12 protein-coding genes are annotated in these 12,068 nt (G+C 47.9%); 8 read left to right on the top strand and 4 right to left on the bottom strand.

From position 1 onward, the window contains the following. Positions 1-6 precede the first annotated feature (6 nt). The 3 genes from ACSV5M_RS14415 (at position 7) to ACSV5M_RS14425 (ending at position 1,156) form a co-directional block, all read left to right on the top strand. Entirely contained in the window at positions 7-312 is a 306-nt protein-coding gene (locus ACSV5M_RS14415) for a helix-turn-helix domain-containing protein (RefSeq protein ID WP_087468412.1), read from the top strand. A 122-nt stretch (positions 313-434) separates the two neighbouring features. Next, positions 435-806, top strand: a complete 372-nt coding sequence (locus ACSV5M_RS14420; protein ID WP_439176939.1) for a hypothetical protein — start codon at positions 435-437, stop codon at positions 804-806. Then, the gene (locus tag ACSV5M_RS14425; protein WP_439176940.1) at positions 803-1,156 is read left to right on the top strand and encodes an HVO_A0114 family putative DNA-binding protein; all 354 of its coding nucleotides are present in this window, start codon (positions 803-805) and stop codon (positions 1,154-1,156) included. Before ACSV5M_RS14420 ends, ACSV5M_RS14425 begins: the two co-directional genes overlap by 4 nt. A gap of 78 nt (positions 1,157-1,234) precedes the next feature. On the opposite strand, the gene ACSV5M_RS14430 is transcribed toward ACSV5M_RS14425, so the two are convergent. From ACSV5M_RS14430 to ACSV5M_RS14440, 3 genes are all read right to left on the bottom strand, one after another. Then, the gene (locus ACSV5M_RS14430) at positions 1,235-3,070 is read right to left on the bottom strand and encodes a choice-of-anchor Q domain-containing protein (RefSeq protein WP_439176941.1); all 1,836 of its coding nucleotides are present in this window, start codon (positions 3,068-3,070) and stop codon (positions 1,235-1,237) included. Between the two features lie 295 nt (positions 3,071-3,365). Beyond that, entirely contained in the window at positions 3,366-4,391 is a 1,026-nt protein-coding gene (locus ACSV5M_RS14435) for a TlpA family protein disulfide reductase (protein WP_439176942.1), read from the bottom strand. A gap of 119 nt (positions 4,392-4,510) precedes the next feature. Continuing rightward, positions 4,511-4,720: a hypothetical protein gene (locus ACSV5M_RS14440; RefSeq protein WP_439176943.1), complete on the bottom strand. Its 210-nt coding sequence runs from the start codon at positions 4,718-4,720 to the stop codon at positions 4,511-4,513. Between the two features lie 954 nt (positions 4,721-5,674). On the opposite strand from ACSV5M_RS14440, the gene ACSV5M_RS14445 reads away from it, so the two are divergent. The 5 genes from ACSV5M_RS14445 to ACSV5M_RS14465 all read left to right on the top strand — a co-directional run bounded on the left by ACSV5M_RS14445 (position 5,675) and on the right by ACSV5M_RS14465 (position 11,214). Then, entirely contained in the window at positions 5,675-6,310 is a 636-nt protein-coding gene (locus ACSV5M_RS14445; RefSeq protein ID WP_439176944.1) for a hypothetical protein, read from the top strand. 100 nt (positions 6,311-6,410) lie between these two features. Then, positions 6,411-6,623 (top strand): hypothetical protein, encoded by a 213-nt coding sequence (locus ACSV5M_RS14450; RefSeq protein WP_439176945.1) that lies wholly within the window; start codon positions 6,411-6,413, stop codon positions 6,621-6,623. Position 6,624: 1 nt separating this feature from the next. Further along, positions 6,625-7,563, top strand: a complete 939-nt coding sequence (locus tag ACSV5M_RS14455) for a hypothetical protein (RefSeq protein WP_439176946.1) — start codon at positions 6,625-6,627, stop codon at positions 7,561-7,563. Between the two features lie 62 nt (positions 7,564-7,625). After that, complete coding sequence (locus ACSV5M_RS14460) at positions 7,626-10,109, top strand: hypothetical protein (protein ID WP_439176947.1); 2,484 nt, start codon at positions 7,626-7,628, stop codon at positions 10,107-10,109. A 58-nt stretch (positions 10,110-10,167) separates the two neighbouring features. After that, positions 10,168-11,214, top strand: a complete 1,047-nt coding sequence (locus tag ACSV5M_RS14465; protein WP_439176948.1) for a serine hydrolase domain-containing protein — start codon at positions 10,168-10,170, stop codon at positions 11,212-11,214. Between the two features lie 448 nt (positions 11,215-11,662). Here ACSV5M_RS14465 and ACSV5M_RS14470 read toward each other — a convergent pair whose 3' ends face one another. After that, positions 11,663-12,034 (bottom strand): nuclear transport factor 2 family protein, encoded by a 372-nt coding sequence (locus ACSV5M_RS14470; protein ID WP_439176949.1) that lies wholly within the window; start codon positions 12,032-12,034, stop codon positions 11,663-11,665. Positions 12,035-12,068 lie beyond the last annotated feature (34 nt).

A 12,068-nucleotide genomic window follows, 5' to 3' on the forward strand; every position in this document is an offset into this window, starting at 1 on the left:
GCACCCATGACGCACCAAACGCTGTTTGCCACCCGGCTGGCACAAGCGAGGAAGAAGACCGACCTATCGCAAAAACAGCTTGGCATTCAAGCCGGGCTGGACGAATTTACCGCAAGCCCACGCATGAACCACTACGAACGCGGCAAGCACCTGCCCGACCTGGACACCGCCAAACGCTTTGCCGATATCCTGAATGTGCCAATGGCGTACCTGTATTGTCCGGAGGATGACCTAGCGGAGTTGCTGCTGGAATTGAATAGATTGACCCATCAGCAGCGGGTGGCTTTGTTGAAGAAGATCAGGAAGGAATAAAATTCAGTCGCACCACTACACCACCGAACAGCCATCTTAATAGGGATATATGCCCTAACAGTATTTGATACACCCTTCACTTTAGCTTATCATCTGCTGATAAGTTAAAGGGTGCCAGGGATATGACGAAATCGAAAACAGACATAGGGCTTGAGGTGCTTCTGGATCTACACGGAACCGAATACACAGAAGAAAATGGCTACTGGTACAAAATTGAAGCCTGGAGAGTTATCCCCAGTAAAGAGGTTCCTCATGGTATTCGTTACAACCTCACGCTCCATAACAACTACAACAAGCGCATCTTGGGATTTGATAATGCGCACGCCGTAAAGTCACCAACGAGAGCGAAATTTAAAGGTCGTGTAATCACGTATGACCATAAACACCGCTCCTCAACGGATACAGGAATACCCTATGCATTTTCGAGTGCACAACAGTTATTGAGTGATTTTTTTAATGAAGTTAATCGTATAGTGAAAGGTGATGAAAAGTGATCAAGCTAAAAATCGGAATCATGCCCAGAGATCAGTTTCAACGCCGCACGCTGGATATTGCGGCGGGGAAAATTATCCCATCGCGCAATGAACCTAAAATATGGTTCAGCTCATTAAAATCATTAAGCCAGGTACTTAGTGAGAATAATGTCCGCTTGCTGAAACTTATGGAGGAGCACCATCCTGAAAGCTTGAGTGATCTCGCTCTGCTCAGCGGACGTCAACCCAGCAATCTCAGCCGTACACTAAAAACCCTCGAAAGATATGGTTTGGTTGAATTAAAAAGGGAAAACAAAACATTGAAGCCCATTGCAAAAGCTACGGCATTTGATATCCAGTACGCAGTTTAACAACCCGCAAGCGAGGGATTGGCTATTTCACCCTGCCCTCGCCTTTTCATCTCCTCCCTGAGATGAACTCAATATTAACTACTCTCCATCACAACCAACCGTCACAATATCAGCACGGGCAACAAACTCAGCACCGCCAACTATCGTGCCTTGCAAATCAATTGCAGTATCGCCGCAGGCAAGGCCGGTTTCGTTGATTCTAAATCTCATCACCAGATCGTGAATGCCATCTTCATTAAGGTCTATTCGAGTATATTTGAAAGGCGTGGCGCCAGCTGAGCCTAAACGAATTGTGCTGCGGTCAACATCCCAGATAGGTTCGAACGGATTAGTAGAATCGGCACGCGACAGCATGACCAAAATCATGGTGCCCGTTGAACCGGGCTGAATACCTGTTTGATTGTCAGTCAATAACAACTGCAGCGCTACCGGAGGCGTTTCAACAGTGGAGTCAACCGCACCAATATCGCAACCGGTTCTGGCATTGCCGTGCTGATCGATTAGAATTGGAAAGCCTTCAAAATCCGTGCAGGTTTTTTCTGCGTTATCAATCGCCGGGCTGCCTGGCAGTAATGCGTAACCTGGGGTGAGGCCACCATAATCTGCTATGGGACCAATGACGTCGGTGAAGGTGCTTGCTTCATCCACTACGATATCGGTACTGGAAGGATAGCAATTTGATTCTGCGGTAATCAGGTTATTTTCCAGCAAAAGATTTTTGGGCGTGTCGTTGGGGCCGAAGTCATAACAGGATTGCTCTATCGTCGTGTCCGCATGCCCTACAATCATGGAGTTCTTGATGTAGGTGTACGCAGATCCATCAGCATCAGACGTTGACGCGATCGCCGAGCCCAGGCCTTGCGATGTATTTGAAGCAATCGTCACATTCGCTAAATTCACCGTGCCGCCATAATTGTAAACGCCGCCGCCGATGCCATTACCTTCAACTTTTCCGCGCGCGTGGTTATGGCTAATCGTCGTGTTGATAATGGTCGAGGTCGCACCCTCAGCGCTATAGATCCCACCGCCTTTAATAGCTCTATTGCGGATGACGGCGCTTTCGCGCAGGGTCATTTCGCCGCCGTTATAAATGCCACCGCCTTCCGCCGCATCGCCATCGCGTATGGTGGTGCGCTCGACTACCAAGGTAGCGTGGTTATGGATTCCGGTACCATCACCATCTTCGATAACAGAGTCTGATATAAGTAGAGAAGCTCCAGTGGAAAAACCCGGCACACCATTCGCAATAGTGGAACCGTAGCCGCCTTCCCCACCGTTTTCATTAAAACGGCTTCGCGTGACCGTCATTACGCCCTCATTGAGAATAGCGGCGCCTCCGTAGTTCTGCGGTCCGACCCGGTTGTCATGAAACCCTGCATCATCCAGATTCGCTGTAGCACCTGGCGCGTTGTAGATAGCACCGCCCCCCGATAAAAAAACATTGTTCTCGACAACATCATTGCTTGTGAAATTTGTTCGCTCAACATGAAGAAGACCTTCGTTGTACACAGCCGCACCACGCTGCACTATGTCTGGGCCCACCCTGCTCCCAATAAGTTTCCCGCCAGCAACCTGAATATCGCGCAAGGTGAGCGAGCTTCCAACCGGGACATGGAAAAAAGCGCAGGCCCCTATCGCGTGAAGGTGTGTAGCTATACGCCCAGCACCTACAATAGTGATATCTCCCACAATGGACGGCGCGCAACTCAATGGATACAGCTTATTAGCGTAATGGTGGCCCTCAGAAAAACGAATAATATCTGGCTCACTGGTTTGATTGGCCGCAGCCACGGCGTCATAAAGACAATTGCGGTCGCGAACCTCACACGTGAATTCTGCCGCACCAACATGAAGAGAAACGGCGACCATCATGCAACCCGCTAAACCGCATAAACGTTTAATAAAAATTTTCATAGAAATATCCCTGCCTGTGTCCATTAGTAAAGAGCGATATGTGTCAATAACATCCTCATATTGATTCGCTCCTCCGGTAAGACGCGGCGGATTTTTCCTCCGCGTCGATTCAAGCTCAGCCTTGTTAGCAAAGCACAGAGCAAGCTAACATGTTGCTGATCTCACGAACCGTAACTTTTACTCATTGCGTAGCGATAAGTTCCGGTTCGTCTCGGCTGGAAATATTTTTTTAAATTAAATTATGAGATTGGCGACATCGTTGGCACGGGACATTACTTGTCACTACTATGAAAAATCACGACTCGCCGTTCTTTTTCACTGTCGTCTGAAGTTGATCAACGACGGCATCCATGTTTTCAAACTCCGTAACGCGCTTCACTATTTTCCCGTCTTTTATCCAAACCAGCGTGGGGATATCCCTGACTTTAAAACTATTAAACAAGACACCGAATGTATCGATACTGAAGTCAATGCGCAGATTATATTTTTGGGTAAACTCCTTTAACGCCTGCTCGTCAGTCCACAAATGGTTGACAACCCCGTGCCAAGGCATATCGGGTAAACGTTTGTGCAAGGTGTTGAGATCCGATTGGGCTGATTTACATTGCTGTGCCATTTCTGGTCGAGTATCTGCCAAATACCAGTCACACCAGGTCGCGGTAAAAAATATCAGGTGCTCACCTTGCGCCCAGGGCTCCAGGAGTTTCTTTTTTTGCTCAAGACTCACTGGCTCGGCACTGATTCCACTTTCACCGAACTTTCCTTCCGCGAGCATTGCAAGACGCACATCCAGCGCGGCATCGGATTCGTGAGTCGTGTACAACACCTTGCCTTCCGGATTGATAAGCACGCTGTAAGGCGTTCCGATTAAACCGAGCGCAACACCCAACGCCCCTTCATTGTCCAGCCAGACAGGCATGTGTAAATCAAAGCGTTTGATCACTTCGTCAATGCGCGCTGCCTCTTCATTCATGTTGATATTAACCGCAATAATATTTAATTCATCATGGTATTTTTGATAGATTTTTTCGAAGTGCGGCATTTGCTCCATGCAGGGCTTGCACCAGCTCGCCCAGAATTTCAAATAGGTCGGTTTCTTGTTGTCTATAGATGAAAGTGTTCGAGACTGGAGTTCTGGAAATTGTTTGAGTTTAATGTCCTGATATGGTTGATGTTGCGCTACTGTTGCCATCGATAACAAGATCAGTGCGCCGGCTACCCATTGACGGATGAACATAACGTCTCCTCGTGATGTAATTGATAAATTTTTTGGCTTTCTGCAATGAGCTAGCGCTAACACCACTCTGATGAACAAGCTCATTAACTTGCCATTCGCCGTTATCGCGCACTATAGCATTTCACCTGAGGATATAGCGGCTGGAGCGCTTTACCCTACATTTGGCGATAACAGAAATAAGGGGGGTATTGGGGGGGGAGCCATCAGGCCCATGAAGATTCCAGGGGTCTATCGGCTGTGGTTAACGTCGATGAATCGCTAAACGGTGCAGGCTGATCAAACTTGTCAAACCACGCCAGAATACTCAGCTGCTCTTCCACCTTCGCATTGTAGAACGCGTACAAGGTGTCAAAGCTCGCCGAGCTACGGCACAAGCCTTGAATACGGCTATTGAGCATTCGTAAATTCGACAAGACCTTTCTCTTCGCCGCCTTTACTTCGATAGCGTCCTTTCCAATCACTAATTTTGTCACGGTTCGTCCCAGAGATGATTTAAAGGGGCATATTAAAGGATAATGCTTTAAGCGCCAATGGTGAAAGTCGGTACTTTTTGTAGGATATCTCCTACAAAGAGCCTAGTGCCCTCCGCACCCAGGCGATTGAGAATCCAGGCATTAGCACCACCCGTTGCTATTTAATATTCCTACTGTGGCAGGCTGATTTGGATTGCACAACGCGGGTGCACATCCACTTGGGCTGTAATGCGGGGTAATTGATTTTTCTCAAAACAGTAATCCCAGAATAAATACCAAATAATCAATTACTAACTGATATGAAAAATCACCTCATGCGTGGTGGCATCGTAGTCAACTATAGGCTTAAATATTAATCTTGATGCCTATGACTGGCTGCTATTTCAATAACGCACTGAGGGAAAGTGAAGGAATCATGACAGATAATAACGCGCGATCAGTAGCCCCACCCTTTGAAGGCTGGCGCCTATGCGGCCACTGCGAGGGCCATGGTACCTGTCACTCAGGAGCCGAAAACACCAGCTGCTTTGTCTGCACAAAATCAGCAGGTATCACTAACCAAGACGAAACATATCGCGGCTTACCTTGTTCAATCTGCCATGGTCATGGCTGCGGAGCACCGACTGAAGTAAAAACCAATCGGCTTATGGGCGCTTATGTAACCTTTGCATGCTCTGCTGGGGTGTTCATTATCATCATAATGTCCGGGTTTTTCTTTGCAGAACATCTGGACAAGATATTGACATTCGGAGGTACGGTAATAGGGAGCATTACTGGCTTTTACTTTGGAGGAAGAAAAGCGTCCATCGAAACTCCGTAAAACAGCTATCCATCATTCTTTCATTTATTAACTCGTAACAACCGATCAATTTTACTTTACAGGGAGATCAAGCTTTGCCCGAATGGATATTAGTTTCAACTATCGCCATTGCCTTTATTGGTGGCTTTGTTTTCATCGCATGGGTATTGGGCAGTTTACTCGAAGATATTTTTGAGATGAGTTCAATTTCCAAATTTTCAAATGATTTTAAAGATACGGTCAAGCATTCACAGCCAACTTGGGACGACATTAAAGAAATAGCCTCAACACGGCATCTCACACAATCACAAATACACTTCACAATAAGAAAGTACTATCGAGAAATAATGGCAGGAAGAGACTCAGAACTGGAAGCTCATAAAGCCTTGATCAAAAGTTACATCGATCAATACAGAAAAGATGAACCTTTTGAAGGGCTTCCAAATGAAGTTCGTATTCATTTAGAAAGGCTAAGAGACCAGATCAATGGTAATGACCACCTCCTTGAGCCATTAACTTCGCAAATAAAAGACCTCCTGACCGTCAATACAACAGAAAAGAGAAATCAGAAATATTTTACTGTTGGCGGCTTCTTTGTAGGCTTAGCCGGTTTTGCCTTTGCTGTTTATACATATTATTCCGCATCGAATATGGATACCTTAGGCAGCACGAAACAAACGGAAGTACCAGAAGCTGTCGCTAACATGAAAGACATACCGAATGCAGAATGACTACTACCTTATGAAACGCCTCCATCTTACTGATTGCTTTACTTCAACCAAAACAAGGCACTGCAATTAAATGCCTTTCGTCGTATAAAAAGAGGAAAATATGGCAAGGATTTCTAATGTTACAACAGTGCCCGGCACGGTCGATGGGCGCGGCAACCGCAAGGTTACTTATACATTGATCAAGGACGACGGGAAGAGGACGGTTCTTACGCTTGATGTATCCGGTAATAAGCAAAGGGTGAGACAGTTGTTGGCTGCACATCACAGCATTCCGGAGGACAACATCACCTTCGATCCGCGGTACGGTGATTAGGATGTCCGTGTTGGATTTTTATTACGAGTTTCGTGAGGCCGAGTATGAACCTGGACTTACCAAGCTCAAGACCAAGCGCTTCCCGACCGGTGCTGCCGGGACACCTAATGATGTGAAATGGGGTAACAACGACAACGTCTGGTTCACCGGTGCCGCGAATTGCGTCGGCCGCTTCGACAATGCACGAAAGCTAACAATCTTTCCCCGCAAAGTCGGACATATGCCCACACTCATGAGCAGGGATCAGCATCCGCTCAACTTTGAATACGGATGGCGTTTCCTCGACCCGGTCAGTCGACGAATCGGCTTTATTGATCAGTTTGGAAAATACCACGAGGAACTCGAGCTGGAACCCGGCCTCACGCCTACCATGTTTGGACCCGGCAAGGGCTTGTTTCAATGCGGCTTGGTAGCGACCGATGCCGGAATCGTTGTCGATCTCGTCCAGAATAAACGGTTCCAGATGCGAACGCCCAAGGTTGATGCAATCGGACTCGCACTCGACTCTCTCTGGCAAATTTCTGATTCGCGCCTCACTTGCTTTGCCCCAGGTTACAGCACCGGCGGCAGGTCCCTTACGCTTGAGGGTGGTTATAGTAAGCCAGGTTGTATGGTTGCCGGCAGACCTAATACTTATCTGATCTACATGGACCCAGGGCGTGATGTCATCGGCTTCATTGAGGGCTATGACAAAGTCCTGGAGGTAAAGCTGCCCGCCGGCACAGGAATTCGCGCGATGCACGTCTCCACCGACATGACGATCTGGTTTACGGGCAAGGGAGGGAAATCACTGTTCCAGCTCGATCGCAAGCGCACAGTGATTGAATATCCCTGCGTAACAGATTCTGATCTTCTTCATATCGATAGTGGATCGCAGTGCCTCTGGTTCACCGAGCCGAAGCACAACTGTGTGACCTTTGCCGATATAAGCACGCTCTGACATCAGTCTGCACTGATTACCTGAGGCCGCCGCCCCACTCGAAAAGGAAAAATAAAAAAGTCATGCAGAATATAAAACAAAACAGCTTGGGGTTCGACGAGCTTCACGACCAGCTCGTAGCAGCTGGTGGTGGGGCGGTAGAGATAGCTATTGGTAACATTGCAGGCGAACTCGCTAGCGCGCTTCGGGACTATCTCGGAATAGCAACGCTGAAGCTTCAACAGTTCAGGATGCTTGAGCAGGGCGAGGCGGCGCTGCGTATCATTACCACAATCAAGCTGCCGGTCCCTGGCAATTCCAGCCGCAAGGTCGATATCGTTGTCGATGCCCGCTTCATGCGCGCGGGAAAAGATATTGGTTACACCATCGTCTTTGCCATATCCCCGTCAGCGGCACGTGCGATGCTGGGTGACTTGGGGCATATGCTGAGTACGCTTCCGCTCCAGATGAATGGGCTATGGCTGTCATTGAGTTCGGATACGCGCGGGACGCTTCGCATTGAAACGCCGGGCCTGGAGCTGGGAGAGGCGGTCATTGAGGCTGGCCGAGGCTATATGTTTCGCCTGGGCGGGCGGCTCCTGAAAAATCTCAAACTTGAGCAGACGATTTTCTATCTCACCAATTTTCCGGATTCACTGCGTTTCACGACCAAAACGTACGTTGTCATTCCGATAGGACCACTCCTGCAGTTCACGGTCCAGTCGATTGCGGTCGAGGGCGCAGAAGCCATTGGTTTTACCGGTGAAGGTCTGTTTGATTTCTTCGGGCAAAAGCTAGCCTTTCAAGCGATGATCCGTCTGACCGGGACCGGTATATCCTTCGGTATCGATCTTGGCCGATTCATTCCGCAGATCGATCAAGCGTTGTTCAGGCCACTGACGCTTACCCGTGCCGTTGCGAGTTTCAACGGCTCGCTCACAAGCTATGCCGTCGGCGTGGAAGGTGATTTCGTGATCGCAGGATCAGGGAACACCGGTGGCTTCTCGGTAAAATATTCGACCGGAACGCCGAACATGATCCCCGACCTTTTTGAGTTGGAATCGAATCGGCTGATTCTTTCTGATTTAGCGACGCTAGCGACCGGGTTCACTGTCACCCTTCCGCCCTTGCTTGATCGCATGATCGTTCTCGAAAAAAGCTATATTTACTTCGCCAAGCAACCAGGCCTTATTACACGATGCGGCATAGCCAGCGTAGCCGGTATCAGAGCACATTCAAATATCAACATCCTCGGATATAAAACGTATGGGGAAGTCAGCGCTGTCGCAGGCAACAAGATCGCCGCAAAATTCCAGTTTGCACCGATCAAGCTTGGAAAAATAATCGAGATCAGCGGTAGCGGGCAAGGAAGCCCGCAGCGCTTTTCGGGCCACCAGGTTGGCAAGAATGCCATCGCAATCGATATCGACAGCGAGAATCGCTCAGCCTCAGCCTCACTCAAGCTAAAGATCTTCGGGCAGAACACTATTGATGCGATTGGTGTGCTCACCGAACGCTCGCTTAACTTTATTGTTAAATCGAAACTTCCCATGCCGCTGGGTGATTCGGACTTCGCTGCCGCATTGGAGCATGAAACCGTGACCCTCACGACACGCGCCAGTATGGCGGTCGATGTTAAGGCAGAATGGTATGGCGGGGGCTTAGTTATCTCAAAAGCGGTGCAGGTCGATGTCGGTCTCCAGATTGTGGCCAAACCCAATAGCGCTACAGGCCGAGCAGATGTGCGCGCGTCGCTTGGCCCCATCAAACTGGCCTTTCCGATCGATTTCGATCCGCTCGATATGAATGGGCTCATCGAACAGATACGCAACATGGTGAAGCAACAGATACTCGAAGCACTTAAGATCGCTGTCGTCTGGCTGCGAGCGGTGCTTGATGGGACCATCGAATTTCTTCGTGATACTCGCGACCTCGCAGGAGCGATAGGCCATGAGCTTCGCAACACATTCAACCAAACAGCAAAGGAAGCCGCTAAGGCGCTGCGACAGGCGGGGTATCAGATCAATAATGCTTACCTCGTTCTTGAGGAAGGTTTTCGGGCGGGTTGGGACAATATCAAGGATTTTTTGCAAGACGCGGGGGGTTATGCTGAGCGCGAGGTCGTCGAGTGGATTCACAAAATCTGCGATGTCGATGAACCGAAATTCACCGCTAGAACCATTGCTGGTATCTTCCTGAACAACGGCTATGGCATGAGGCGTACGATCGAAGAGGTTCATCAAATGCTGAAGGATGTCAAACTGACTGCCGAGGTGATCGGGCAGCTGCGTGACTCGCCGCGCGAAGTTGCTCGCTTTCTTCTTCAAGCGCACGTCGATGCAAAAAAAGCCGCTGAATATATTGCTGAAGGATTCTACCATCTGAGCAAGGAAGCGGTGATAACGACTCTCACGGAGACAGGCTACGCAGCTCGCGAGGTTACGCGCGCGGTTGAAAATGTCTGGCGTGAATCTGGACGCGTGATCGACAATATTCGTAACGAACTGGGTCGAACCTGGAACCGCTACAAACCGCGGGTAACGATCCGTTGGAGAGTTAGTTGGTAACGCAGTTGCGCGCCGCAGTGCTCTGGCGTTAGGCGACTTACTTGGAGGATCATCCGATTTGAAAACATCGAAACGTCCAGTTTGGCTTCTAAAAATCATCATGGCTATCGTTTCGATAAGCTGTATTGTGATATTCGTGCCTTGGCTTGCAGCCTGTGCGTATTTGGCACCACTGCCTGATACAGTTCAGAAGCAAGTTGATGATGCTATTAATTATAATCTGGATGGCATCATTGTTTATGTGGATATAAAAGGCCAAAATCCTGAATTTTATTCTTCGGGCTGGAAAAATAGAGAGAATAAAGTTCCGGCTGATCCACACACTTTGTTCAAGATTGGCAGTATCAGCAAGTTATATATCGCTGCCGCCACTGCAAAATTGGTCAGTGATCAAAGATTATCTCTGGATGAAATTCTCACAGATTATCTACCTGAACTTGATGGGCGAATAGAAAATGCAAACAAAATTACCTTAAGAATGTTGTTGCAACATCGTAGCGGCATCCCCGATTGGATTGAAGATTCCGCGTTCCCATGGTCCACGTCGTTAAAGAATGTGAACGAGTATCTTGAGTTGGTATTCGATGACCCCGCCGAATTTGATCCAGACAGTCGTTACGGCTACTCCAATACTAACTACCTCCTGATTGGTAATATTCTCGATAAAACATTGGGCTATGATCATCAGCAATATATTCAAAGTGAAATTCTGGCTCCCCTTGGACTAACACATACTTTCGGAGTGTTGAGTGACGTTGACCCCGGCAAAGTCTCCAGTGGGTATTACACGAAATATGATGGGGATGTGAAAATGCTGGATATAGTAGTTCCAGGTGGGTCTATGATAGCGACAGCGGAAGATACAGGGATATTTCTTAGGGCATTGAATGATGGATCATTGTTCGATGATGATGAGCGGGATATCTATTCCTCTATTTATGTATATGAGCATACCGGTTTGTGGCCGGGGTATTCGAGCATTGCACGCTACCACAAAGATATTGACGCAGTGGTTATTCAGTTTGTGAATACAAGCGGTGGAAACTCGTGGATGATATCGGAAATCGTTTATAACCGTATCGTTCAAATTCTACGCAAGCGATAGTATCCACATTCTTCAGCCATTCGAACGGATGCGATGCCACTGGCCTAACGAGCCGCTGAAAAAGCATGGACTGCCCGAGCTATTCTTTTGTAACCCAGATAACCCAGATAACCCAGATAACCCAGATAACCCAGGCAAAGAAGATAAAGAAGAATACAAAAAATGGCAAATATTATCTGGAGGGAAAATGCTTAAAAAAGTTGTCATGCGCGACCTCCGTTCCGTCGCTTCTCTCGATATAAATATCAGCGATTCGGTCCTTCTTTCAATAAATCTCCCTTTCAGGAAATACTCACAAACTGGTCATCTACCGGTTCAATCGCGTCAATGAAAGGCAAATCGATAGGTACATGTTCAGCAGAATAAATCTTAAGGCTATGCGAAAAAATATCACTCGATAACGCATTCGTTACTGCGCATTCTGCATGTGCATCAGCAAGATGTAGTGTTAGTCTCGAATATCAAAACGCTTTATTTTATCCCCTTCCAGTTGAAAAATGTGAGTGACTGTTTTGTCCTTTAGGCCATGAGTTTGTCCACTTAATGGCTGGCCATTGAGATCGAATACTGATTGAATCACTTCAACAACAACGTCTCCATCCTGCGCGTATTGAAAGCTTATCGGCTCAACGTGCGGACTTACAACCGCCCATTGGCGCGTCCAATAATCGCGCAGAGCATCATGCCCATGAACATGGCCACCGTCCATTCCATTTGCCCAGGCAACATCCTCATCAAGTGCTACCAGCACACCATCAATATTTCGTGAGTTGAAGCAATCATAAAGTCTTTTAATAAGCTGGATAGCATCTGACGGCATGTTGATTTCCTCTCATTAAATTGAATTAATTTCT

The sequence above is a fragment of the Cellvibrio sp. ARAG 10.3 genome, from assembly GCF_051846955.1.
GTDB lineage: Bacteria > Pseudomonadota > Gammaproteobacteria > Pseudomonadales > Cellvibrionaceae > Cellvibrio.